The organism is Thermoflexus hugenholtzii JAD2 (assembly GCF_900187885.1).
In the GTDB taxonomy this organism is placed as follows: Bacteria; Chloroflexota; Anaerolineae; order Thermoflexales; family Thermoflexaceae; genus Thermoflexus; species Thermoflexus hugenholtzii.
The window spans coordinates 37,725-63,637 of the sequence record NZ_FYEK01000002.1; the positions used below are offsets into that span (position 1 = coordinate 37,725).

Genomic DNA, 25,913 nt, shown 5'->3' on the forward strand with positions numbered 1-25,913 from the left:
TTCCAGATGCCTATTCGTCGCCTTTCGAACCATCTAAAGATAGGCCTCGCCCTGCTCTGGATCACCGCGCTCTGGTGGCTGTTCGTGTGGCGGTATCTGACCCCTGTGCCGGCCGACCGGCTCATGCTGGCCTTAGGAGATTTCACCCACACTTACTACGTGTTCCGAGACCTGGCCTACCGGGCCCTCCGGGTCGGCGAGTTCCCTCTCCGCGTCCTCTGCCTCTTCAGCGGCTATCCCTACCAGGCCTACCCTCAGTCCGCCCTCTTCTATCCGGGGACCTGGATCACCCTGATCCCGTCGCTGCTGGGGGGAGCTTCCCACGCCTCCCTGGACGCCTTCCATCTCGAATCCCTGATCCACTTGTGGATCGCAGGGGTGACCGCTTATGCCCTCTTCGCCCGGGAAACGGGGAGCCCGTGGGGCGGCCTGATGGGAGCGATCGGCTTCGCTTTCGGAGGATATCTGACCGGCTATCCGATCCTGCAAGTCTCTATCGTCCAGGCTTCCGCTTGGGCGCCGTTGCTCCTGCTGGGGCTGCGCGCCCTGGCTGAGGGCCGAACGGTCGCGGGAGCCCTCGCGACCGGAGCCGCGGGGATCTTCATCCTGATGATCGGCCACCCCCAAATGACCCTTTACATCTTCCTCCTAGGCCTCGCCTACTTCATCTTCTGTCTCTCGCTTCCCGGAGGCCTTGCAGACCGAAAGGCCCTCCGGCACGCGGCATGGATCGGCGTGCTGATCCTCGGCACCTCCGCGATCCAGCTCCTCCCCACCCTGGAATATTACCGGCACTCCAATCGCGTGCGCCTGCCCTTCCCGGAATCCGGCACCGGCTTCCCGGTCCAGGATGTCCTCCAGCTCCTCCAGCCCGGCCTGGTGAGCCACTGGCAGCCTCTGTATTCGGGTTTCCTTCCCCTCACCCTTCTCATCCCGGCTCTGGCCCGGGGCGGGCGAGAGGCTCGTTTCTGGGCTGGGATCGGGCTGGCCGGCCTCCTCCTCTCCTTCGGGGCCAACTTCCCGCTTTATGAGGTATTCTTCCAGCTCGTCCCCTTCTACGCCACCACCCGCAGCCAAGAGCGGCACGCCCTCTGGGTCTCCCTCGCTCTCGCCGCCCTGAGCGCCCACGGGCTGGCGGCCCTGCTGCGCGGCCTCCCCCGCGCGCGCCGCTGGATCCTCTCCGCAGGGACCCGCATCAGCGGGGCGATGGCGCTGACCTTCGCCCTCAGCTTGCCTGTGGTCACCTTTCTGGCCCGCCAGGGGATCGACCCCAGCGACCACCGGCGCTTGCCCCAGGAGGTCGGCCTGAGCCTCCTGTTCGCCCTGGGAACATGGGGATGGTGGCAGGCCCGCGCTCGGGGCTGGCGCAACCGACGCGGGCTGGCCCTCGCAGCCCTTGGACTGGCCAGCCTCAACCTCGCCGCCTTCAACCGCTATCTGGATGCCGTGCCTCCTGCCTCAATCTATCCGGATCACCCGGCCGCCGCCTGGATGGCCCAGGACCCCCACCGGCCCTTTCGCTTCTTCGATGAATACCGGCTTCCAGATCACTACGGCTGCTGGCTGGGGGAAGAGGACATCCGGGGGGCGACCTCCATCCATCCGGAACCGTATTTCAGTTTTCTGAAGCAAACCCCGGAGCCCATGCAGTGGTGGCTGCTGGGGGTGCGTTACGTGATCACCTGGGGACGAGAGCTCCCGGACATGCACGCCCTGGGGCGCACCGCCACCCTGCTTCAGGAGATCCCCCAGGGGAACGAGGTCACCCGCATCTACCGGCTGGACCCTCCTCTCCCATGGGCCTGGGTGGTGCGTGCGGTCCGCCCGGTGAAAACAGTGGAGGAGATGCTGGCCGCGCTCCGGGATCCTGCGTTCCGCCCGGCGGAGGAGGCGGTGGTGCTGGGCCCCGCCGAGCCGCTGGATGCCACCGCCATCGAAGGGCCGGACGAGGTCCAGCTCCTGCACCGGACCGCCACCGAGGCTCGCTATCGGGCGCGTCTGAGCCGCCCGGGGCTGCTCATCACCCGCGACCCGTGGTATCCCGGATGGACGGTGACGATCAACGGCCGCCCCGCCCCGCTGCGGCGCGCGGACGGCGTGCTGATGGCCGTGTATCTGCCCGCAGGGGAGAACGAGGTCGTCTTCCGGTTCCGGCCCATCTCGTTTTACATCGGGACGGGGATCAGCGGCCTCACCGTGTTCTTCCTGTGGCCGCTCACGCTCTGGAGGATGAGGCGTCGCGTCGGCCATCCAGCGCAATCATGAGGAGTTCCCGCGGATGTCGCGCACCCCCGTCGGGATGATCCACGCCTTTCTCCTCGTCGCCTGGGCTCTGGCCCTGGCCCTCTGGCGGCCCGTCCCGGCCCACAACGATGAGGCCTACGTCCTCTGGGCCATCCGCACCCACGATCTCCCCGGCCTCATCGCCACCGGGCTGCGCCTGGACGGCCAGCCCCCCCTTTATCCCGTTCTCCTCTGGGCGATCCAGCAGCTCCCCCTCTTCCGCTCCGTTCCCATGCTTTACCTCATCGGTCTCCTCCTCGCTTTCCCTTTCTATCCGGTGATGTTCCGGCTGGCCCGCTCGCTTGGGGGGGAACGAGCCGGGATATCGCTTCTGGCCCTCTTGGCTTTCAACCCCTTCCTGGCCGGTCTGATGATGTTCCTGCGCGCTTACCCCCTCACGCTGATGCTGAGCGCCCTGACCCTCTGGCTTGCCGCGAAAGCCGACCGCCGTCCAACCCTTGCCCGCGGGCTGGCGTGGGGGCTGGCGGGCCTCGCCCTGCTTTTCACGTTCTATTACGGGGTCTTCCTGATCGCTGCCGCTTTCATCTGGCTCCTGCGACGGCCCGGAGCGGGTCGACGCAGGCAGGCGGCCTGGCCCGGTGTGATCCTGCCCGGGCTGGCCGGCGCGCTATGGGCTTACTTCGCCCTGGCCCCTGCCCTGGCCATCGTGATCCGCCATCAAGGGAACCCCGGCATCCATCCCAGCCCGCTGGAGATGGTGGGGAACCTCTGGCTCACCCTCTGGAGCGGATGGGCCGCGGATGCCCGCTTCGCCCTCGCGGCCGGCAGCGCGATGCTCCTCATCCTGGCTTGGGCGCTAAGCATCGCGATCCGCCGCGGGCTCCCCGCTTTGGGTTTCCCGCTCCTGACGGGAAGCCTCGCGCTGGCCGGCTTCCTTCTGGTCGGCTGGCGCTACAACTTCTTCGCCGCGCGCTACGGGGTGGTGGCCCTGCCCTCGCTCCTTCTGGCCCTCGCCCTCATCCTGGTCCACTCCCCCCGCCGGGTCCAAGCCCTCGCCGTCGGATGTGCCGGGCTGCTCGGGCTGATCGGCCTCTCCCGGACCATCCTCGCTTACACCGCTCTGCCCGAAAACAACCCCTGGTATGCGGAGGTCGTGACGGCGCTCCTCGAACGCGTCGCCCCGGGGGAGGTCGTGGTGGTCCAGGCCCCCTGGCACTATCAAGCCTTGCTAATGTATGCGCCCGACGCGCCATGGCATCTCTTCGATCTCAACGAGGAAGCCCGCTGGCGGGAGGCCCTCCGCGACCGTCCGGTCGTCTGGCTCCTCGGCGTCCCGGCCTATCGCGGGAACTGGGAGGTCCTCGAGGGGGCCCTGGCCGGCTGGATCCGAACCGTGGAGAAAGAATGGCCCGCGCCGGCGGACGCCGCCCTCGTGCGCTACGTCCCTCCGCCGGAGGCCCCCTCGTGGCAACCGCTCTCCGTCTCCTTCGAGGGCGGGCTGGTCCTCGAGGCGGCGGCCCTGGAGCTCCAGGGCCCGCCGGGGATCCTGCGGGTGGGCCTGCGATTGCGCGCCGCCGCCCCCATCTCGCAGCCCTACACCCTGTTCGTTCACCTGCTGGATCCCGCCGGCCGGTGGATCGCCGGCAGCGACGCGGAGCCGCCCATCCCCACCCCGGCGATGCAGCCGGGAGCTTCTGTCACCTTCTGGCACGCCCTCCAGGTCCCCACCTGGCTGCCGGCAGGGGTTTATCCGGTGACCGCCGGGGCCTATCCGACGGGGTCCAATGGATGGCCCCGCCTGCGCACCCGAACCGGCGAGGACGTGGCCCGGCTGGGAACTGTGTCCATCACCCCCCGCCCGGCCTGGCTCGACAGCCGGGACGGGTGGCGGTGCGGGGACCTGCTCCTGAGCCGCCTCACAGTGATGCGCTTGACGTCTTACCGGCAGGAGGGGCCGGACATCTTCCCGGAGTCGGGCCGGCCGGATCGCCTCTGGGTTCAGGCGGCCTGGCGGGTGGAAGCCGCAGGGGCGGGGCTGCCGGAGGTGATCGTGGAGACCGACAGAGGCGTGCAACAACTGGCGTGGCAGACATCCTCCGCCCTCGACGTCCGGTATGCTGCGGGTGAGGCCGTTGTCGGAGTCTGGGAGGGAGAGATCCCGCCGGATCTTCGCACACGCCGGCTGATCGTGCGGTGCCCCCGCGGAGAGGCTGAGATCCCCGCCTACACCCTGTCCCGCCAGCGCTGGCGCTGGAACTACAGCTGGGTTTTCTGGAATCGAATGCCATAATTGCAAAGGCTCATCCTATGGAGGGAACGGTTTTATGAGCATGCGCTGGGGAGTGCTGGCAACTATACCGCTGACATTCTGGGTTACGCTGGCCTTGATGCCTCCTGAGCTCGCTCAGATCGATGAGAAGCATGTGCTCTGGCAGGCTTCCTCTTATGGGGTGATCGAGATCGCCCGCAATCTGACGCGGGACAGCCATCCCCCACTTTATTACTGGCTGGTCCATTTATGGTGGGAGATGAGCGGCTTTGACCGGCCTTATGCCTATCGGGTGCTTTCTATCCTCCTGGGACTGACTGCGCTCCCGTTGGCTTTCCAACTCGGCAAGCAAGCGGCGGGGCCCCGCGTCGGGATGTGGGCCGCTATTCTGCTCGCTTTAAATCCCTTTTTCATCTTCCAGCTTTTCCTGATCCGTATGTATGGGAGCGTGATCGCCCTGGGCGCTGCATCGACATGGGTATGGTTGCTCTTGCTGCGGCGCCCCTCCCCCCGCCGGTGGTTGATATGGATCATCCTTCAGGGGGCTCTGCTGTTCATCCACTATTACAGCGTTCTGCTGCTTCTTGCACAGATCTTGATCCTCGGGCTTTACCGCCCCCGGGGCTGGCAGGTCGGGCTGACGCTCTCCACGCTGTTGTGGAGCGCCTTCGGGTTCTGGCTCCTTTGGGCCTATCCTGGAAGCCTGGAAAACACGGTGCGCAACCTTTCGGCGATCCCGGTGCGACCTCGGCCCTGGGAGGTCCTTGAGCACTTCTGGGCCAGCTGGCTAACCGGCCCTCTGAGCGATGGACACTTCGCCCGAGCAGCGGGGCTGGCCACCGCGCTGGGAGCTCTCGCCGTGTGGATATGCAAAGAGCCTCGGAAACGAGCTCCTCTCCCTGTTCAATGGCGACTGATCGGGATGGTTTCGTGGTTGCCCCTGGCGATGGGAGCCGGAATCGCATTGCGATGGCCCTTCTTCGGTGCAAGATACTTCGCGATGGTCCTTATCCCTTTCCTCGTGTGGGTCATCACCCCGATTGCGCTTCGAGCGCGGTGGTTTGTCATAACCTTCCTCGTGCCGGGCCTGATCAGTTTGCCTGCAATGCCCCTTATCCAGAGCTTCCCGGATGCCGGGGATACGAAAGAGATCGCAGCCATGCAAATCCTTGGGGGCGAGGACCCCATTCTGATCCAGGCCTGGTGGCATTCTCTTTGGCCAGAGTATCCAAGATTCCGCTCTTACGACTGGAATGATCCCCGTCAGCGTGCCATCGTCCTTTCACAACACCCATCCTTCTGGTTCATCGGGGTAACCCTCTACCGAGGTAATTGGGAGGAGTGGGTCACCGATCTCCAGCGGACTCACACCGTTGACTTTTACACGGAGATCGACCACTTCGTCCCCGAGCGTCGAGCGACCGTCATTCACTTCACCCGAAAAGCCCAGCCCGTCCGTTGGGATCCATTCACTGTCAGATGGGAAAACGGATTACAGCTCCAAGCGATCGGCCGGATCGATGAAAGCGCCAAACCCGGTCATCCGCTCCGCATCGCCCTTCGCATGAGCACAGATCGTCCCCTCACAAGCCGATGGACGCTCTTTCTGCACCTGGTGGATGAGCATGGCCAGCTTTGGTCAAATTGGGATGCAGAGCCGGAGCCTGGAGTCCAGCACTGGGCTCCCGGTCAAACCATTGAAGTGCATCGCAGCCTGTTGATCCCTCTTTACACACCTCCCGGCAGGTATCGGCTTCAGATCGGCTGGTATCCGACCGGAGCTCCCGGATTTCCCAGGCTTCCTCTGGAGGGAGGTGCCAGCGATTCTCTGATCATCGGAGAGATAGAGGTCCACCCGCGCGTTGATCCCGCGCGTGTCGGGAGCCTCTCTGCCGGCCCCGTAGAAGTAGAACCTCCTGTAGCCCGCATGGTCCAAGGTATCGATGGGTGGCGGCTGGAAGTTCAGGTGCGCTGGCGCAGTCGGAGCTATGCCCGCGTCTCAGGATGGCAAGTGATGCTGCGCACCCCTGATGGATCCATACCTCTGCAACGCGCATATCGAATTCCAGATGCCACAGTGGTAACGCCGGGATGGCTTACAGAGATCTGGATCAGTCCCCCGCTTTCGGGCACCCGACCTGCTTTGAGCGTTTTAGAGATTCTCTACGAAGGCCATCGCATTATAGGGCGCCCTGTATGGATTTTCCCGGCTGACACGGGCTGGGTTTATGGATGGGTGTTCCTGAATCGCTTTCCACGCTGAGTTGTTAGAACGTCGAGATCCCGTTAAAATTTAGGGAAAGACCAGAAGGGGTCTGACATGCATTTGCGAGAAGAGGAGCGGATGATGAGGAGAGAATCCCCGCGGTCGGGGGCCTGAGGCCCCCCCGACTGCCGGGTGGGTTTCGCCCGCCGACCGCCGGCCTCGGCCGGCGGTTTTTGTTTCAGGGTTCCGGAACGAGAGACGCCAAGACCCTTCACGCGATCCGGAGGTGCTCAATGGCGGAGAAGGTGCTGGTGTGCGTGGCTTGGCCCTACGCTAACGGCCCCCTGCATCTCGGGCATATCGCCGGCGCTTACCTGCCGGCGGACATCTTCGCCCGCTACCACCGCCTGAAAGGAAACCAGGTCCTCATGGTCTCCGGTTCGGATTCCCACGGGACCCCCATCACCGTCCAGGCGGATCGGGAGGGGATCTCGCCCCGGGAGCTGTTCGAGCGCTATCATCGGGTCTTCCTGGAGACCTGGCAGAAGTACGGCATCTCCTTCGATCTTTTCACCCACACTGACACGGAGAACCATCATCGGGTCTCCCAGGACATGTTCCTGCGCCTGTTGGAGAACGGCTATCTGTTCCGGCAGACCCAGCGCCAGTTCTACTCGGAGGTCTCCCGTCGCTTCCTTCCTGATCGCTACATTGAGGGCACGTGCCCGATCTGCGGCTACGAGCGGGCCCGGGGGGACCAGTGCGAGCGATGCGGGACGTTGCTGGAGGCCACCCAGCTCATCCATCCCCGCAGCCGAATCGACGGCAGCACCCCGGTGCTGCGGGAGACGGAGCACTATTTCTTCAACCTGCCGGCTTTCACCGAGCCGCTCCTGAACTACCTCCGGGACAAAGGCTACTGGCGCCCCAACGTCCTGACCTTCACCCTGAACTACATCCGCCAGGGCCTCCAGCCCCGTCCCATCACCCGCGACCTGGACTGGGGCATCCCGGTCCCCCTGGAGGGATTCGAGGGGAAGGTCCTCTACGTCTGGTTCGAGGCCGTCATCGGCTACCTCTCCGCCACCATCGAGTGGGCCGCCCTGCAGGGCCGCCCTGAGGCCTGGAAGGACTGGTGGTATGATCCGGCGGCGAAGATCGTCTATTTCATCGGAAAGGACAACATCCCCTTCCACACCATCATCTGGCCGGCCCAGCTGATCGGCACCGGCCGCCTCTATGAGGAGGACCCGTCCCGGCGCTTCACCCTCCCCTACGACGTCCCGGCCAACGAGTTCCTCAACCTGGAGGGGGACAAGTTCTCCACCAGCCGCAACTGGGCTGTGTGGGCCCTGGACGCCGCATCCCGCTACGCCGTGGACGCCCTGCGGTATTACCTGACGGCGATCATGCCGGAAACCCAGGATTCGGAGTTCCGGTGGATCGATTTCATCCGCCACAACAACGAGGAACTCCTCTCCATCTGGGGTAACCTGGTCCATCGGGTGCTCACTTTCGCCGCCCGCCATTTCGACGGCCAGGTGCCCATGCCCGGCCGGATGGAACCGCGCGACGCCGAGGTCCTGGCCCGGGTGGACGTCTCCTTCGAAACCGTGGGGCGCCTGATCGAGGGCTGTCGCTTCCGACAGGCCCTGGAGACGGTGATGGGACTGGCCGCCGAGGTGAACCGCTACCTGAACGAGCGGGAGCCCTGGAAGGAGATCCGCGAGGATCGAAACCGGGCGGCCACCACCCTCTACGTGGCCATGCGGGCCATCGACAGCCTGAAGATCATGTTCGCGCCCTTCCTTCCCTTCTCCAGCCAGCGGGTCCACGAGATGCTCGGCTACGAGGGAGACCTGGTGGGGCGGCTGACGGTGCGCGCGGTGGCCGAGCGGACCCGGGAGCACCTCGTCCTCACATACGAGGCCGACCCGCGGATCCGCTGGGAGCCCAGCCGGCTGACACCCGGCCAGCGCCTGAGGGAGATCCGCCCGCTGTTCGAGAAGATCGATGAGGGACGCGCCGAGGAGGAACGGGCTCGCCTGGGCCAGCCGACGGCATAGGCTCCCTCGCTCGCCGGTTCCGGGTCAGGCGCCCCCCATTCAACCTAAGGGCAGGAGCGAATCGATGCGACGGGAGATCCTCTCATGGGGAGATGTCGAGGCGCTGATCGACCACTTGCTGCCCCAGCTGCGGGGGCCCTTCGATGCCCTGCTCATGATCACCCGGGGCGGCATCGTCCCCGGAGGGATGATCGCCGAGGCCCTGGACATCAAATACATCCTGACCGCCGCGGTCCGCTTCCCGGAGGCCCAGGACCTGAGCCGGGTCAAGTTGTTCACATGGCCGACCTTCCTGCAGTTCCCGGAGGATGAGCTGCTGCGGGGCCGACGGGTGCTCATCGTGGATGACGTGTGGGCCAGCGGCCGCACCATCAACACCGTCCGCAGCCGCGTGGAGGCCGCTGGAGGATATCCGGAGACCGCCGTGCTGCATTACAAGCCCCGGGAGTCCCTCTTCCGCCACGGGCCAACGTATTACGCGGCCGTGACCGACGCCTACATCATTTATCCCTGGGAGCTGCGCCGCGGCACCGAGGGGGTCCGTCCGATGGAGCCTCTCGGTTAGCCCCCTTCGGATCCGGCCACGCGCCCCCATCCGCGCTGCCGGGCCACCTCGTAGAGCAGGAGCGCCGCGGCCACCGCCACGTTCAGGGACTCCATCCCCCGGGCCATGGGGATGCGCACGGTGCGATGGGGAAGGCTCCGGACCTGCGGGCCGGGGCCGGCGGCCTCGCCGCCCAGGACCAGGGTCACGGGCTCCCGCCAGTCCACCTCCCAGTAGGTGCGCTCCCCCTCTGGGGTGGCCAGCCAGAGGGCCGTGCCCTCGACCTGCTGGGGGAGCTCCGGCCACGAGATCCGACGCACCGGCAGGACGAAGTGGGCTCCCGCTCCCGCCCGCACCGCCTTCGGATGCCACGGGTCTGCCGTCCCCGGGGGGATGAGCACTCCCTCCGCCCCGGCGGCCGCGGCGCTTCGCAATACCGCGCCGACGTTGCCCGGCTCCTGAACCCGATCCAGCAGCAGGAGGAAGGTCGGAGCGGCCGGCCACGGCAGCTCCGGGATGGGGGCCACTGCGATCAGGCCCTGGGGGGTCTCGGCGTCCGTGCACATCCGGAGGATGGCCGGGGTGACCTCATAACAGGGGACCCCTGCTGCCTGCAGGCGGGCAAGGGTCTCCTGAGCCCGGGGGGTGGGCTCAGCGTAGAAGGCGAACGCCAGACGGTAGTCCGGGTGCCGAAGGGCGAAGCGAAGGGCCTCGTCGATCAGACGCGGGCTTTCCAGAACCATCTGACGGTAAGCCTGGCGGGCCTTCCGCTGTTCCAGAAGCGCCCGCACCCGCTTCACCTTCTCGTTGGCGGGGCTGGTGATCCGAAGCATCCTCGCCGCCCTCGGGCATCTCCTCCGGAAAAACCGATGCCGGCACCCTGTCGGCGCCGGCATCGAAGGAGGCGAGGCCCAAACCCGTTCAGGCGAGGCCCAGGGCCTGACGGGCCGTCTCCACCAGGCGGGCAAAGGCCGCCGCGTCCCGCACCGCCAGATCCGCCAGGACCTTGCGATTGAGCGAGATCCCGGCCGCCCGCAGGCCGGCGATGAACCGGCTATAAGAGAGCCCGTTCTGGCGGGCGGCAGCGTTGATGCGCATGATCCAGAGCCGACGGAAATCCCGCTTGCGCTCCCGCCGATGCTGGTAAGCATAAGCCAGGGACTTGATCATCGCCTCATGGGCCCGCCGGTAATGCCGGCTGCGGGATCCCCGCTGGCCTTCCACCATCTTGAGCACTTTCTTGTGGCGACGACGGTTGGTGACGCTGCTCTTAACCCGGGTCATTCGAACTCCCCCCGATCCGATCAAAAGATGTCCGCATCGTCCTTCAATCTTTCCGATCCAGATAGGGTGCCAGCCGCTTCACCATCTTATAGACGAAGGGCTCGGTCACCGTGAGCATCTCATCGTAGAGCCGCTTAGTGCGCTTGGCGCGCTTACGGCGCAAGTGGCTGCGGCCGATCTTGGCCCGCACCAGCTTGCCGCTCCCGGTATAACGCAGCCGCTTAGCGGTCGCCTTATGGGTTCGAATCTTGGGCACCTTCCATCACCTCCGGGCTGGATTCGGTCTTCCGCTCCGCCGGCTGGCTCCCCTTCCGACGCAGGGGGGCCAGCACCATCACCATGCTCTGGCCCTCCATGTTCGGGGGGATCTCCACCATCCCCACGTCGGCCACCTGCTCGGCAAAACGTTGCAACATATCCGTGGCCAGCTGCAGGTGCGTCATCTCCCGCCCGCGCATCCGAACCTGGACCTTCACCTTGTTGCCGTCGGTGAGGAAGCGACGAGCGTCCCGCACCTTGAACCCCACGTGATGGGGATCGGTGGTCGGCCGCAGGCGGATCTCCTTAACCACAATCTGCTTGAGGGCCTTGCGCGCCTCCCGTTCCTTCTTCGCCTGCTCATACATGAACTTGCCGTAGTCCATGATCCGGCAGACCGGGGGATCCGCCTGGGGGGCCACCTCCACCAGGTCCAGGCCGTGCTGGCGGGCCAGGGCCAGGGCCTCCACCAGGGAAACCACACCGATCTGCTTCCCATCCGGGCCGATCAACCGGACCTGACGGGCCCGGATGGCCTCATTCACGCGATACTTTCGGGCGGAAATATGCGCCTCCTTCCCCGGAACAGGATGCCGGGAAGATGATAACATGGGGCCGCCCGGACGTCAACCGGGGCCGAACCCGAGTCTCATCCTTCGAAGCCTTCCGGTTCCGACAGCACCCGACGGGCCGCCTCCGCCCAGGCCGGCGGCACTTGCACCTCCACCGGGCTGAAGACGGGAGCGATCACCGCGTGGAGGGCTTCATACCGCAGCCGCGCCGGGATCCCTTCTCCCTGAAGCCGGGCCTGGATCATTTGGCCTTCGATCAGGCTCCCGGCCTCATAGACGATGATCCACTCGGCCTCTGTCAACCGGCCCTCCTCAGGCCGAAGGGCCTTCCGTGGGGGATCCCCCGGCGGGAGCGGAAGGGGCACCCCGGGCCTGGGCGAGCATCTGCTCCATCTGCGCCCGGCTCTCCTCCAGCCACTTCCGCATCTCCTCCGCTCGCCGGCGGGCCTCCGCGGCGGCCTCCTCAGCCCGGCGCCGGGCTTCCAGGAGGGCCGCTTCAATCTGGGAGCGGGTCTGGCTCGCCACCTCCTCCGCCTGGCTCTTCAGCTCGATCCCCCGCTCCTGCAGCAGCCGCCGGGTCTCCTCACCCGAGCGAGGGGCGAACAGCAAGGCCACCACCGCTCCGACCAGAGCCCCCGTCAGAAATCCAGCAAGGAACGCGCCGAACTCCCCACCGCTCTCCCGCGCTGCCATGATAGACCTCCTCGTTCATCAGGATGGGCACCCCTGCGTCAGGAGGCCCGGCCTCGCAACAGACGGACAAAGGTCCTCAGCGCATGGGCAACCCCGGCCGCCATGCCGGCGGCCTCGATGACCGGCCGGGCCAGACGCCGGCTCAGGAAGGCGCTGGTGCCGTGCACCGTGTTCACCGTCTCCTGCGCGCGGCTCAGGATCGGCCGGACCTCCTCCTGCAGCCAGTCGACCAGACGGATCAGGCGGTAGATCAGGAACGTCGTCACCGCAGCGAGCAACGTCAATTGCATCGCCAAGGCAATGATCAAGATGTCCCGGAGGACGGCGGCGGCCGCCGGATGGGTGTAAAGGAAAACGAGAACGGCTCCCATCGCGCTGGCGACCGCCAGGCCGATCAGGATCCAGAACCAGCGGGGCATCGCACGCATAGGTTCCCCACGCTGCAGGATGATCTCGGGAAGGAGCCTGCCGCCTCTCCACCCGAACTGCCACCCGGCTTCATTATACCTGATCCGCGCAGGAATCCGCTCGAATGAACAGGCCTCCGACTCACTCGAACCCGGCAAGGTCGGTGGGGAGGCCCCCGGCTCCATCGGGCATGCAGCGGGGGCGCCGGATTTGACAAAATGCGGGCCCCTGCGTATAGTTAGGTTTAGCCTCATGAAGACCCGATCTCTCCATCCCAACCGTTCACGAGAACCGCGGCCCTGGCCCCGGAAGGTCAGGGTAGGTTCTCTTGTTGTCTTTTACAGAACATGGGTGGAAGCGGACGGCGGGAGAAGGTGAGCGCGGTGCGCCTCTTTCCCGAATCCTGCCCGACATGAATCCGGACTTCCCGTCCACGGGAGCAGACGCCGGGGTCCAGAGCGGACCATCCCCATTCGAGTCGATCTTCGCTTGCGGAGCGCGCCAACGACGGGGTGCTTTTGCCTGCGCCCGGGCAAGGGCTGGATGGTCTGGACTGCTCGGGTGGCTCCAGAGGCAGAAAGCTTCCTGGGGATCCCTGATCGATCGGAATCGTCCGTGATGCCGTGATGAAGGAGGCACCTGTGGAGGCCAAGGAGTTTCGTGCGCTGCGGATCTCGCTGGCCTCGCCGGAACAGATCCTGTCGTGGTCTTACGGCGAGGTGACCAAGCCAGAGACCATCAACTACCGCCGGCTGCGCCCGGAGAAAGACGGGCTGTTCTGCGAGGTCATCTTCGGCCCGACCCGGGATTATCAGTGCTATTGCGGGAAATATAAGGGCCCCCGTTACAAAGGCATCGTCTGTGAGAAGTGCGGGGTCGAAGTCACCCGCGCCTCCGTGCGCCGGGAGCGCATGGGCCATATCACCCTGGCCGCCCCGGTCGCCCATATCTGGTATACCCGTCGAGTTCCCTCCTACCTGGGGTTGCTGCTGGATATCTCCCGCCGCAACCTGGATCGGGTTCTCTACTTCGCCCAGTATGTGATCACCTCGGTGGATGAGGAAGCGCGGCAGCGCGCCCTCAAGCGGCTGGAAGAGGAGTTCGAGCGAGAGCGTCGCGCCATCGAAGCCAAATACCAGAAGGAGATCGAGACCCTTCTGGCCAAGGTCCAGAAGCTGGAAGAGAAGGAGCGCCAGAAGCTGGCGGACCGAGAGGCTCGCATCGAGGAGAAGTGGGACGCGGAGGTTGAGGCGTTGATGCGGGAGGCGCAGCGCACCCAGGCCCGCCTGGAGGAGCGGCTGGGGAAGACCATCCGCGTCCCCATCGTCTTCGAGCCCACCGGCGAGGTGATCGCCGACGCCGGGGAGACGGTGGGCCGGGAGCATCTCTCCGCCCTGAAGCGCATCCTGGAGGAACAGCTGAACCGGATCAAGGAGAGGGAAGCGGCGGAGCGCTCCCGTGCCCTGGCCCGGACGGAGGAGACGCTGAAGGCGCTGCGGGAGGCGGCGGAGGAGAAGATCGCCGCCCTTAAGGATCAGGCCGCCCGGGAGATCGAGGCGCTGCGCCAGCGCATCCAGGCGGACCGGGACGAGCTGGTGAGCCTGGCCCCCCTGCAGTTTCTGGGTGAGAACAAGTATCGCGAGCTGAAGAGCAAATGGGGTCAGGTCTTCAAGGCGGAGATGGGGGCGGAGGCCTTCCTGGAGATCCTCCAGCGCCTGGACCTCGAACAGATGGCCAAGGAGCTGTGGCAGGAGATCCGCCAGGCCAAGTCCAAGCAGCGCCGCAAGAAGGCCATCAAGCGCCTCCAGATCGTCCGCGCCTTCCTTCGCAGCGGCAACCGACCCGAATGGATGATCCTGCGGGTCCTGCCGGTGCTCCCGCCGGACCTTCGGCCCATGGTCCAGCTGGACGGCGGGCGCTTCGCGACCTCGGACCTGAACGATCTCTACCGGCGGGTGATCAATCGAAACAACCGGCTGAAGCGCCTGCTGGAGCTGGGGGCGCCGGACGTGATCATCCGCAACGAGAAACGCATGCTCCAGGAGGCCGTGGACGCCCTCATCGACAACTCCCAGCGGGGCAAGGCCATGTCCCGCCGCGGGCGCCGGGAGCTCAAGTCCCTGAGCGACATGCTGCGAGGGAAGAAGGGGCGCTTCCGCCGCAACCTGTTGGGCAAGCGGGTGGACTACTCCGGGCGCTCGGTGATCGTGGTGGGGCCGCAGCTGAAGCTCCACCAGTGCGGCCTTCCCAAGACCATGGCCCTTGAGCTCTATAAGCCCTTCGTCATCGCCCGGCTGATCCAGTATAACTACGCCACCAACATCAAGGGGGCCAAGCGGCTGATCGAGCGCCAGCGGCCCGAGGTCTGGGAGGTGCTGGAGGAAGTCATCAAGGAGCGGCCGGTGCTGCTCAACCGCGCCCCTACCCTCCACCGCCTGGGCATCCAAGCCTTCGAGCCCGTGCTGGTGGAGGGCAAGGCCATCCAGATCCACCCCTTGGTCTGCGCCGCCTTCAACGCCGACTTCGACGGGGACCAGATGGCCGTCCACGTCCCCCTCTCCGAGAAGGCCGTCTGGGAGGCCCGAAACCTGATGCTCTCCAGCAAGAACCTCCTGCTACCGGCCAACGGCGAGCCGGTGGTCGGGCCCACCAAGGACATGGTGCTGGGTTGCTACTACCTGACGATGAGCCCGCCCAACGGAGCTGCCGGCCCGACCCGCGTCTTCGCCAGTCTGGAGGAGGTGGAGCTGGTCTACCAGCTGGGGAAGATCTCCCTGCACACCCCCATCCGGGTCTACACCCGGACGGTGTATGACGAGAACGGGCAGCGCTATCCGGACGGCCAGCCCCGCCCGCGGCTGATCGAGACCACCGTCGGCCGGGTCCTCTTCAACCTGGCCCTGCCCGAGGCGCTGCGCTTCGTGAACGAGACAATGGACAAGGGCCGGCTGAAGGATCTAGTGGCCCAGTGCTTCCAGTGGCTGGGGCCGGAGGCCACGGTGGAGATGGTGGACCGGCTGAAGGACATCGGCTTCCAGTATGCCACCCGCTCGGGCGTCACCATCGCCGTGGCCGACCTGGAGATCCCGCCCACCAAGCGGGAGGTGCTGGCCCGCTACGAGGCCATGGTGGCCGAGGTGGAGCGCCAGTATCGACGCGGCCTCCTCACGGATGAGGAGCGCTACAACCGCGTCGTCGACCTCTGGCAGCGGGCCACCAATGAGATCGCCGAGGCCGTCAAGCAGACCATGAGCCCGGATAACAACGTGACCATCATGGCTGTCTCCGGCGCCACCAAGGGTGGCTTCCAGCCGGTCGCCCAGCTGGCCGGCATGCGCGGCCTGATGGCGGACCCGGCGGGGCGGATCATCGAGCTGCCCATCCGTTCGAACTTCCGCGAGGGCCTCACCACCATCGAGTATTTCATCTCCACCCACGGCGCCCGCAAGGGCCTGGCGGACACCGCCCTGCGCACGGCCGACGCGGGCTACCTCACCCGGCGCCTGGTGGATGTGGCCCAGGACGTCATCGTCAATGCCTACGACTGCGGCACCCGCGCCGGCATCTGGATCCGGGCGAGCGACGACGTAGGCGGGCAGACCCTCAAGGAGCGGATCTTCGGCCGCGTCCTGGCCGCCCCCGTCTTTGATCCGAAGACCGGAGCCCTCATCGCCGACACCGGCACCCTCCTCGACGAGGTGCTCTCCGAGCGCATCGAGAAGGCGGGGGTGCAGGAGGTCTACGTCCGCTCGCCGATGACCTGCCAGCTCCGCTACGGGATCTGCGCCCTCTGCTACGGGCGCGACCTGGGCACGGGCCGGTTGGTGGAGGTGGGCACCGCCGTGGGGATCATCGCCGCCCAGTCCATCGGCGAGCCGGGGACGCAGCTCACCCTGCGGACCTTCCACACCGGCGGCGTGGCCGGCGTGGCCGACATCACCCAGGGCCTGCCGCGGGTCGAGGAGCTGTTCGAGGCCCGCAAGCACCCCAAGGGCGAGGGCCTGATGGCCGACATCGACGGCGTGGTCCATATCTACCGCACCGAGGAGGGGCTGCGGCGGATCCGCCTGGTGAAGAGCGAGCTCCGTGAGGACGTCTACGAGATCCCCGGCAACTGGTCCATCAAGGTGGAGGACGGCCAGACCGTCAGCGAGGGCCAGGTGCTGGCCAGCCGGGGTGACCAGCAGATCGTCGCCCAGCATGGCGGCCGGGTGGTCTACCGGAAGGGCGAGCCCCTCAAGGTGGTCTATGAGGTCCGGGAGGAACGGGAATACGATGTGCCGGCCACGGCGCGCCTCCTGGTAGAGGAGGGCCAGAAGGTGAAGGCTGGCGACGCCCTCACCGAGGGGCCCAAGAATCCACATCGCATCCTCAACCTGCTCGGGCGGGAGGCCGTGCAGCTCTACTTGCTCAGCGAGATCCAGAAGGTCTACCGCTCCCAGGGCGTGAACATCAACGACAAACACTTCGAGATCATCATCCGCAAGATGCTGAGCAAGGTCCAGATCATCAACCCGGGCGACACGGACTTCCTGCCCGGCGACCTGGTGGACCGCCTGATCCTCCAGGACATCAACGCGCGCCTGGTCGCGGAGGGCAAGCGCCCGGCCACCGCCCGTCAGGTCCTGCTGGGCATCACCAAGGCTGCCCTGGCCACGGACTCCTTCCTCTCGGCGGCCTCCTTCCAGCACACCATCCGGGTGCTGGCTGGGACGGCCCTGGAGGGCAAGATCGACGAGCTGCGCGGCCTGAAGGAGAATGTGATCATCGGGCGCCTGATCCCGGCCGGGACCGGCTTCAAGTATTACGCCGAGAAGCGCGGGATGGAGGACATGTCCCGCGGCGGCACCGGCCCCACCCTGGCCGAGGCGGTTACCACCGCCATCGACCTGTGATGAGCGCGGAAGTCCATACCACGGGGGGCAGGCCGGAACGCCTGCCCCCCGTGTTGTTCCGCCGGAGGGGATGATCCCTGCGTCATGCATTCTGCGAGAGGCCGACCGGGATGCGCTCCGTTTTCGTGGCCCTCGATCTGGAAACCACCGGCCTGGATCCGGAGACCGACGCCATCATCGAGATCGGCGTGGTGAAGTTCCGGGGGGAGACGGTCCTGGACGAGTGGGGAACGCTGGTCCGCCCTGAGCGCCCCATCCCGCCCGCCGTTGTGGAGCTCACCGGCATCCGCCCGGAGGAGGCTGAGCAGGCGCCGCCGTTGCGGGCCCTGCTCCCTCGCCTCCGGGCGCTGGTGGGAGACGCCGTCCTGGTGGGGCATTCCATCGATCAGGACCTGGCCTTTCTGCGCCGCTACGGTCTCTTCCGGGAGAACGAAGCCCTGGACACCTATGAGCTGGCGGCCATCCTGGTCCCTTACGCCGGTGGCCACAGCCTCTCCACCCTGGCCCGCGACCTGGGGATCCCGGTGGAGGTGGTGCACCGGGCCCTGGAGGACGCCCGGCTGACCCACCGGCTGTTCCAAGCGTTGTTCGAGCGGGCTTGCCAGCTCCCCGAGCCCATCCTGGAGGAGATCATCCGGCACGCGGCCCGCTTCCCGTGGCCCCCGCGCCGCTTCTTCGAGGAAGCCCTGCGGGCCGTGCAGCGGGGCCGGTTCGCGGACCAGAGCATCGGGGCCCAGCTGCGGGCGAAGGGCCGGGCCACCGCCGAGGCCTATCTGGCCCCGCCCCCCGTGCGGGCCCGCCCCCTCCGCCCCCGCCGCGAGCCTCAGCCGCTGGATGAGGAGGCGTTGGCCCGGCTGCTGGAGCCGGGAGGCGCCCTCTCTCGCATCTTCCCGGACTATGAACACCGTCCCCAGCAGGTCGAGATGCTCCGGGCCGTGGCCGCCTCCTTCAATGAAGGAACCCACCGGATGATCGAGGCGGGGACCGGGGTGGGCAAGAGCCTGGCCTATCTGATCCCCGCCGCCGTCTGGGCCCTGCAAAACGGCGAGCGGGTGGTGATCTCCACTTACACGATCCCTCTCCAGGAGCAACTGCTTCAGAAGGACATCCCCGTCCTCCAGCGCCTGTTCTCCGAGTCCGGGCTGGCGGATGGATCGGCGCTGCGGGTGGCGCTCCTCAAGGGGCGAGCCCATTACCTCTGCCCGGCGCGGGTGATGCAGCTGCGGCACGCCGGGCCCTCCAGCATCGACGAGCTGCGCATGCTGGTCAAAATCCTGGTGTGGCTGCCCACTACCCGCACCGGTGATGGGGATGAGCTGTATCTGCCCACACCCGCGGAGCGCGCGCTGTGGGCCCGTCTCTCCGCCGACAACGAGGCCTGCACGGCCGAGGTCTGCGCCGCATGGGGCGAGGGAGGCTGCTTCCTTCACCGCGCCCGCAAGGCCGCCGAGGCCGCCCACCTGATCATCGTCAACCACGCCCTCCTCTTCGCCGACGTGACGACCCAGAACATGGTGCTCCCGGAGCACCGCCACCTGATCATCGATGAGGCCCACCACCTGGAGGAAGCGGCCACCCGGCAGCTTACGGTGGAGATCGATCGCTTCGGGCTGCTGCGTCTGCTCCAGGAAGCCGGCGGGGCTCGGGATCACCGGACCGGGGGGCTGGCCGGCGCGTTGACCACCTTGAGCCGGGGCCTGCCCCCTGCCCTCCGCGGCCCCCTGACCGGCCTGACGCGCCGGTTGAGCGAGGCCGTAGAGGCCGCCCGCACCGGCGTGGATGTCCTGATGGACGCCCTCGTGGCCTTCCTGGAGGCCGCTGCGCCGGGGCGGGGGGAACACGCCCGCAAGGTCCTCCTCCAGGGGGCCGAGCGCCAGCGCCCGGCCTGGGCCGCGGTGGAGCAGGCATGGGAGTTGCTCTCGGCCCGCTGGCGGGCCGTCCAGGAGGCGCTGGCAAGCATCCGTGCCGCGCTGACAGAGTTGCTGGAGCATGGCTTCGCCGAGGTGGAGGAGCCGCTGGGCCTGGTTCAGGTCTTAAGCCATGACTTCGAAAGGGCCCGTCAGGTCCTGGAGGCGGCCATCCGCAATCCCTCGCCGGACACCGTCTACTGGCTGGAAGGCCAGGGGGAAGGGGGGAGCTGGCCTCATGTCCGTCTGCACGCGGCCCCCCTGGAAGTGGGCCCGCTGGTGCGGCGGCACCTGCTGGGGTCCCGGCGCTGCGTGATCATGACCTCGGCCACCCTGCAGACGGTGGACCGGGAACGCCAGGCTCCTTCCTTCGCGTTTCTGAAAGAGCGGTTGGGGGCCTGGGAGATGGAGGAGCTGGCCCTGGATTCCCCCTTTGATTACCGGCGGAACGCCCTGGTGTATCTGGTGACGGACATCCCGGAGCCGGGGCAGGCGGGCTACCAGCGAGCGGTGGAGCAGGCGGTGCTGGAGGCGGCCCGGGCCATCGGCGGACGCACCATGGTGCTCTTCACCGCTTACGCGCCCCTGCGGCGGGCCGCCCGGGCCCTCGCCGATCCCCTCGCCCGGCTCGGCATCTCCGTCTACGAACAGAGGGACGGAAGCTCCCGGCGCCAGCTGGTGGAACGCTTCCGTTCAGCGGAGCGGGCGGTGCTGCTGGGGACCCGGAGCCTCTGGGAGGGGGTGGATATCCCCGGGGAAGCCCTCTCATGTCTGATCATCGCCAAGCTGCCTTTCGAGGTTCCCGACGAGCCGATCTTCGCCGCCCGGAGCGCCCGCTACCGCGATCCGTTCCTGGATTACGCGGTGCCGGAGGCGGTGCTGCGGTTCCGCCAGGGCTTCGGGCGCCTGATCCGCCGCCGTTCCGACCGGGGGGTGGTAGTGATCCTGGATCGGCGGGTGCTGACCCGCACGTATGGAGCCTGGTTCCTGACCGCCCTTCCCCCGTGCACCCTCCATCGAGGTCCTCTGTCCGACATCGGTTCGGTGCTGAAGGACTGGTTGATGGGCGCTGCGGCGAAGTGAGAAGTTCCGATGCCTCCGAACCGATCCCGTTTGCCGGGCGAAAGGCTCCCCACGTAAAATTCAAACCACATCGGATCGGGGAGGGCGGTTGCTGTTCGGCATCCGGCCCTTGAAAGCGATCAGACGCCTCAGCATCGCGAGCCCTGAACCCGGGGTAGCGGACGGGCGAGGAGGTGGGATGTGGAGCGGAGCCTTCGCGGGCTGGCGCGGACGTGGGGCGGGCGCCTGGATGAGCTCACCCGAGCGCTTCGGCAATCCGTTCAGAGCGGCGCTCTCTGGGTCCCCATCCTGGCGGTCCTGACTGCGATGGGGATCGGCGGGGTTGTGGTCTTCGTCGCCACCGGCAAGCCTCAGCTGGCCCTCCTGGCTTATCAGGGGCTGTGGGAAGGGGCCTTCGGCTCCCCCAAGGCGTTAAGCGAAACCCTGGTGCAGATGACCCCCTACGTGTTCGCCGGGTTGGGCATCGCCCTGGCCTTCCACGGAGGATTGTTTAACATCGGGGCGGAAGGCCAGCTGGCCCTGGGGGCCATCGTCGCGGCGTGGATCGGCTACGCCCTTCCCTCTCTGGTGGGCGGGACCATCCCGGCTCTTCTGCATCTGCCGCTGGCCATCCTGGGTGGGGCGCTGGCCGGCGCCCTGTGGGCCGCCATCCCGGGCTGGCTGAAGGCCCGCACCGGCGGGCACGAGGTCATCAACACGATCATGATGAACTACATCGCCCTGCTGATGGCCAGCTATCTCCTGAACGGCCCCATGCGGGATCCCAGCCCGACCAACGTGGTGGCCCGCACCCCTCGCATCGCAGAGACCGCCCGTCTCCCCCGACTGTTCGCTGATCCGGATCTCCGGTTGCACGCCGGGTTCCTGATCGCCCTGGGGATGGCCCTGCTGGTGGCCTGGCTGCTCTGGCGGACCACCCTGGGCTTCGAGATCCGGACGGTCGGCCTGAACCCTCACGCGGCCCGCTATGCGGGCATCCCCATCGTCCGGATCACTGTGCTCACGATGGCCATGAGCGGCTTCCTGGCCGGGATGGCGGGCGCGGTGCAGGTGACGGGGCTGAATTACCGGCACGAGCTGAGCTTCAACCTGGGCTACGGCTTCGACGCCATCGCCATCGCCCTGCTGGGGAAGGTTCACCCCATGGGAGTGGTGCTGGCCGCCTTCCTCTTCGGAGCCCTGCGCAACGGGGCCAGCCGCATGCAGTTCCTCACCCAGGTCCCGGTGGATCTGATCTCGGTGATCCAGGCCCTGATCCTGATGTTCGTGGCCGCCGAGGCGATCGTGCGCACGCTGTATCGGCCGCTATTCCGGGGCGCGGCGGAGGAGGAGCGGATGGTGCTCACTCGAGGATGGGGAGAGCTGTGAAGAGGATGACCTCGAGATATCCCGCGAACGATGCGTGGGGCGCCTGAGGGGATCCGATCGGGGAGCGAAGAGGGGATGGACGCGCGACGGTTCGGCTTCATCATCGGGGTGATCGCCCTGATCTTCGGGGCGGCAGTGGCCCTGGGATACGGACGGTATCCCGCGGCGGTGATCCTCGTCAGCATGCTGGCCACCACCATCCGGGTCTCTACCCCTTTGGTGCTGGGAGCCCTCTCCGGGATCTTCTGCGAGCGCAGCGGGGTGGTTAACATCGCCATCGAGGGGATGATGCTCACCGCGGCCTTCACCGGCTTCACAGCTTCCCTTTACATCTACGATGCCGGCGCGCCCGGCATGGTGGCGCTGCTCCTGGGCGTGCTGGTGGCCATCTTGAGCGGGGCGCTCCTGGGCCTGCTCCACGCCGTCCTCTCGATCACGTATAAGACCGATCAGATCATCAGCGGGACGGTGATCAACATCCTGGCGGTGGGGATCACCGGCTACCTGAACCGCCAGCTGTTCTTCGGCGGTCAGATGCCCCACTCCCCCGGCGTGCTCCCCCGCATCTCCCTCCCGGTGCTCTCGGAGCTCCCCCTGGTGGGGAGCATCTTCAGTCAGCAGCCCATCACCTGGCTAGCCCCCCTCCTGGTCCTGGCCGTCCACATCCTGCTTTTCCATACTGTCTGGGGGCTGCGCACCCGAGCGGTGGGGGAGCATCCTCGGGGGGCGGACACCCTGGGCATCGATGTGATCCGCATGCGCTATATCAATGTGATCCTGGGTGGGGCGATGGCCGGGCTGGCGGGGGCCTACTTCACCCTGGAGTCGGTGCCGGCCTTCGAGCCGTTGATGACCAACGGCCGGGGCTTCATCTCCCTGGCGGCGATGATCTTCGGGAACTGGACCCCCTTCGGGGCGTGGGCGGCCACGCTGCTGTTCGGGGCGGCCCAGGCCCTGCAGGCCAACGCCCAGCAGTTCGAGTTCCCCGCCCCCTCCCAGTTCGTGGGGATGGTGCCCTACGTGATGACCATGCTGGTGCTCACCGGCATCGTCGGCCGCACCATCCCGCCGGCGGCGGACGGACAGCCGTATGAGCGCGAGGCGCTGCCGCCTCGCCGTCGGACCCAGCGCCCGGCGGCCCTGCCCTTCTCCGCCGATGGGGAGATCCTTCAGGCGGTCGGGATCGTCAAGCGGTTCCCCGGGGTGGTGGCCAACGACCACGTGAACTTCTCCCTGCGCCGGGGCGAGATCCACGCCATCCTGGGGGAGAACGGGGCCGGCAAGACCACCCTGATGAACATCCTCTACGGCCTGTATCATCCGGACGAAGGCGAGATCTACGTGAAGGGGCAGCCGGTGGAGCTGCGCCGGCCGAACGACGCCATCCGCCTGGGGATCGGGATGGTCCACCAGCACTTCATGCTGGTGCCGGTGTTCACCGTGGCCGAGAACATCATCCTGGGCCAGGAGGTCCGCCGCGGCCCCTTCCTGGATCTGCGCCGGGCGGTTCAGGAGGTGCGGGAGCTCTCCCGCCGCTACGGCCTGGAGGTAGACCCGGAGGCCCTGGTGAAGGACCTACCGGTGGGCGTCCAGCAACGGGTGGAGATCCTCAAGGCCCTTTACCGCAACGCCGACATCCTGATCCTGGACGAGCCCACGGCGGTGCTGACGCCCCAGGAGACCGAGGAGCTGTTCCGGGTCATGCGTCACCTGCAGCGGCAGGGGGTCTCCATCATCTTCATCACCCACAAACTGAAAGAAGTGCTGGCGGTGGCGGACCGCATCACGGTGCTCCGGAACGGGCGGGTGGTGGGCGTGCTGACGCCGGAGGAGGCGGACGAGGCCCACCTGGCCGCGATGATGGTCGGGCGTGAGGTGATGCTGACGGTGGAGAAAGCCCCCGCACGGCCCGGGGAGGAGGTCCTGCGGGTGGAGGATCTGCGGGTGCGGGACGACCGGGGGGCGCTGGCGGTGGATGGAGTGAGCTTCTCCGTGCGCGCCGGCGAGATCCTGGGGATCGCGGGGGTGCAAGGGAACGGACAGACCGAGCTGATCGAGGCTCTGGTGGGGTTGCGCCCCGTCTCCGGCGGCCGGGTGTTCCTGCTTGGGGAGGAGGTGACCGGCCGTCCGCCCCGGGCCCTGATCGACCGCGGGATGGCGCACATCCCGGAGGATCGGCAGAAGCACGGCCTGGTGCTGCCTTACTCCGTCGCCGACAACCTGGTTCTGAACGCTTATGACCGCCTGCCCTTCGCCCGGGGCCTCCAGCGGCAGCCCCAGGCGATCCTGGAACACGCTCGCCGTCTCATCGCCCTTTATGACATTCGGACCCCGAGCCCCTACATGCCTGTCCGCAACCTCTCCGGCGGCAACCAGCAGAAGGTGATCGCCGCCCGGGAGCTGTCCCGGCCCATCCGGCTGCTGGTGGCCAACCAGCCCACCCGGGGGCTCGACGTGGGGGCCACCGAATACATCCATCGCAAGATCGTGGAGATGCGGGACCAGGGGGTGGCCGTGCTCCTGGTCTCCACGGAGCTGGACGAGATCTTCTCCCTATCCGATCGGATCGCGGTGATGTATCGGGGGCGCATTGTGGCCGTCCTGGAGGCGGCGGAGGCCACGCTGCAGCAGGTGGGCCTGCTGATGGCCGGGGTGCTCCCGGCCCCCGCGCGGACGGACGGGGAACGCCCCGCCGCCCAAACCCTTGCCGGATGAGCGAGGGCACGCATCGATGTTCGATCCCGGCAGGAGGCGGAGATGAAGCGGATTTGCGTGATCGGAGCCGGCTACGTCGGATTGACCACCGCGGCTTGCCTGGCGGACCTGGGCAATCGGGTGGCGTGCGTGGATATCAATGAGGAAAAGATCGCCATGCTGCAGGAAGGCCGGCTCCCCATCTTCGAGCCAGGGCTGGAAGAGATCGTCCGCCGCAACATGAAGGCGAGCCGCCTTTCCTTCACGACCTCATATGAGGAAGGCATCAACGGCCTGCCGGCGGAGTTCGTCTTCATCGCCGTGGGGACCCCCGAGGGGGTGGACGGAGAGGCAGATTTGCGGTATGTGCGCATGGCCGCGGAGCGCATCGGGGAGGTGATGGACCATCCCCTCATCATCGTCAACAAGAGCACGGTGCCGGTGGGGACCGGAGATTGGGTGGCAGACATCGTGCGCAGCCGCCAGCGCCAGCCCATTCCCTTCTGGGTGGTCTCCAACCCCGAGTTCCTGCGGGAGGGGTCAGCGGTTTACGACTTCATGAACCCCGATCGCATCGTCCTGGGCTCGCTGGATCGGGAAGCAGCGGAGAAGGTAGCCCAGCTGTATCTGCCCCTGCGCAGCACCATCATGATCACCGACCTGCGCACCGCCGAGATGATCAAATACGCCTCCAACGCCTTCCTGGCCACCAAAATCTCCTTCATCAACGAGATCGCCAACATCTGCGAGGCCCTGGGGGCCGATGTGAAGGAGGTGGCGGCCGGCATGGGCTATGACAAGCGCATCGGCCGCGCCTTCCTGGACGCCGGGGTGGGGTGGGGGGGCTCATGCTTCCCTAAGGACGTCAAGGCCCTCATTCACATGGCCGTCGTCCACGGGTGTCATCCGCAGCTGTTGCAGGCGGTGGTGGAGATCAACCGGGATCAGCGGCGGCGGGTGGTGTGGAAACTAAAGGAGATCCTGGAGGATCTGCGGGGCATGGTGATCGGGCTGCTGGGGCTGGCCTTTAAGCCGAACACCGATGACATCCGGGAGGCCCCGGCCCTGGAGATCGCGGGGCTGCTCCTCCGGGAGGGGGCTGTCGTGCGGGCCTACGATCCGGTCGCCATGCCCAACGCCGCGCGGGTCCTGCCCCAGGTGATCATGTGCGCCGATCCCTACGAGCTGGCCGAGGGCGCCGACGCCCTGGTGGTGGTGACGGACTGGAACGAGTTCAAGCATCTGGATCTCCCGCGCATCAAGCAGCTCATGCGGCGGCCGGTGATCATCGACGGCCGTAACATCTATGAGCCCGAGATGATGCGCGAGCTGGGCTTCATCTACCGGGGGATCGGCCGGGGGTATAATCGGACAGGATCGGATCGCGAATAGCCAGAGCAGGTCGTCTTCTTTCACGCTCGG

17 protein-coding genes and 1 pseudogene are annotated in these 25,913 nt (G+C 66.9%); 11 read left to right on the plus strand and 7 right to left on the minus strand.

Annotation, left to right across the window (positions count from 1 at the left end; translation table 11 throughout):
- Positions 1-6: 6 nt before the first annotated feature.
- The 5 genes from CFB18_RS00120 to CFB18_RS00140 all read left to right on the plus strand — a co-directional run bounded on the left by CFB18_RS00120 (position 7) and on the right by CFB18_RS00140 (position 9,350).
- A complete protein-coding gene (locus CFB18_RS00120; protein WP_088569783.1) occupies positions 7-2,265 on the plus strand; it encodes a YfhO family protein in 2,259 nt (752 codons plus the stop codon).
- Between the two features lie 13 nt (positions 2,266-2,278).
- Positions 2,279-4,534: a glycosyltransferase family protein gene (locus tag CFB18_RS00125; protein ID WP_088569784.1), complete on the plus strand. Its 2,256-nt coding sequence runs from the start codon at positions 2,279-2,281 to the stop codon at positions 4,532-4,534.
- Between the two features lie 34 nt (positions 4,535-4,568).
- Positions 4,569-6,776 (plus strand): glycosyltransferase family 39 protein, encoded by a 2,208-nt coding sequence (locus tag CFB18_RS00130; RefSeq protein WP_088569785.1) that lies wholly within the window; start codon positions 4,569-4,571, stop codon positions 6,774-6,776.
- Positions 6,777-7,012: 236 nt separating this feature from the next.
- Positions 7,013-8,785, plus strand: a complete 1,773-nt coding sequence (gene metG / locus CFB18_RS00135; RefSeq protein WP_088569786.1) for a methionine--tRNA ligase — start codon at positions 7,013-7,015, stop codon at positions 8,783-8,785.
- Positions 8,786-8,849: 64 nt separating this feature from the next.
- On the plus strand, positions 8,850-9,350 hold the full coding sequence (locus CFB18_RS00140) for a phosphoribosyltransferase (RefSeq protein WP_088569787.1): 501 nt from the start codon (positions 8,850-8,852) through the stop codon (positions 9,348-9,350).
- Here CFB18_RS00140 and CFB18_RS00145 read toward each other — a convergent pair.
- The 7 genes from CFB18_RS00145 to CFB18_RS00175 all read right to left on the minus strand — a co-directional run bounded on the left by CFB18_RS00145 (position 9,347) and on the right by CFB18_RS00175 (position 12,555).
- Positions 9,347-10,162, minus strand: a complete 816-nt coding sequence (locus CFB18_RS00145) for a TrmH family RNA methyltransferase (RefSeq protein WP_159461485.1) — start codon at positions 10,160-10,162, stop codon at positions 9,347-9,349. The two genes, CFB18_RS00140 and CFB18_RS00145, sit on opposite strands and share 4 nt — an antisense overlap.
- A gap of 88 nt (positions 10,163-10,250) precedes the next feature.
- Positions 10,251-10,613, minus strand: coding sequence for a 50S ribosomal protein L20 (gene rplT / locus CFB18_RS00150; RefSeq protein ID WP_088569789.1), 363 nt, complete (start codon positions 10,611-10,613; stop codon positions 10,251-10,253).
- Between the two features lie 43 nt (positions 10,614-10,656).
- A complete protein-coding gene (locus CFB18_RS00155; protein WP_088569790.1) occupies positions 10,657-10,869 on the minus strand; it encodes a large ribosomal subunit protein bL35 in 213 nt (70 codons plus the stop codon).
- Positions 10,847-11,482, minus strand: coding sequence for a translation initiation factor IF-3 (gene infC / locus CFB18_RS00160; protein WP_088569791.1), 636 nt, complete (start codon positions 11,480-11,482; stop codon positions 10,847-10,849). The genes CFB18_RS00155 and infC overlap by 23 nt, the downstream gene beginning before the upstream one ends.
- Positions 11,483-11,520: 38 nt before the next feature.
- Positions 11,521-11,745: a putative signal transducing protein gene (locus CFB18_RS00165; protein ID WP_088569792.1), complete on the minus strand. Its 225-nt coding sequence runs from the start codon at positions 11,743-11,745 to the stop codon at positions 11,521-11,523.
- 10 nt (positions 11,746-11,755) lie between these two features.
- Positions 11,756-12,136 carry a YtxH domain-containing protein gene (locus CFB18_RS00170; RefSeq protein WP_088569793.1) on the minus strand — a complete coding sequence of 127 codons (381 nt, stop codon included), beginning with the start codon at positions 12,134-12,136 and terminating at the stop codon, positions 11,756-11,758.
- A 38-nt stretch (positions 12,137-12,174) separates the two neighbouring features.
- Positions 12,175-12,555: a hypothetical protein gene (locus CFB18_RS00175; protein ID WP_088569794.1), complete on the minus strand. Its 381-nt coding sequence runs from the start codon at positions 12,553-12,555 to the stop codon at positions 12,175-12,177.
- Positions 12,556-13,170: 615 nt separating this feature from the next.
- Here CFB18_RS00175 and rpoC point away from each other — a divergent pair.
- The 6 genes and pseudogenes from rpoC to CFB18_RS00200 all read left to right on the plus strand — a co-directional run bounded on the left by rpoC (position 13,171) and on the right by CFB18_RS00200 (position 25,883).
- The gene (rpoC, locus tag CFB18_RS00180; protein ID WP_088569795.1) at positions 13,171-17,439 is read left to right on the plus strand and encodes a DNA-directed RNA polymerase subunit beta'; all 4,269 of its coding nucleotides are present in this window, start codon (positions 13,171-13,173) and stop codon (positions 17,437-17,439) included.
- A 110-nt stretch (positions 17,440-17,549) separates the two neighbouring features.
- Positions 17,550-20,429, plus strand: coding sequence for a helicase C-terminal domain-containing protein (locus CFB18_RS00185; RefSeq protein ID WP_088569796.1), 2,880 nt, complete (start codon positions 17,550-17,552; stop codon positions 20,427-20,429).
- A 180-nt stretch (positions 20,430-20,609) separates the two neighbouring features.
- Positions 20,610-21,797, plus strand: a complete 1,188-nt coding sequence (locus tag CFB18_RS00190; RefSeq protein WP_200807995.1) for an ABC transporter permease — start codon at positions 20,610-20,612, stop codon at positions 21,795-21,797.
- A gap of 183 nt (positions 21,798-21,980) precedes the next feature.
- Positions 21,981-22,826: pseudogene (locus CFB18_RS16405) on the plus strand (ABC transporter permease); the annotation flags it as partial.
- A 111-nt stretch (positions 22,827-22,937) separates the two neighbouring features.
- Positions 22,938-24,512 (plus strand): ABC transporter ATP-binding protein, encoded by a 1,575-nt coding sequence (locus tag CFB18_RS16410; protein ID WP_407083993.1) that lies wholly within the window; start codon positions 22,938-22,940, stop codon positions 24,510-24,512.
- Between the two features lie 42 nt (positions 24,513-24,554).
- Complete coding sequence (locus tag CFB18_RS00200; protein WP_088569798.1) at positions 24,555-25,883, plus strand: UDP-glucose dehydrogenase family protein; 1,329 nt, start codon at positions 24,555-24,557, stop codon at positions 25,881-25,883.
- The last annotated feature ends 30 nt before the right edge of the window (positions 25,884-25,913 follow it).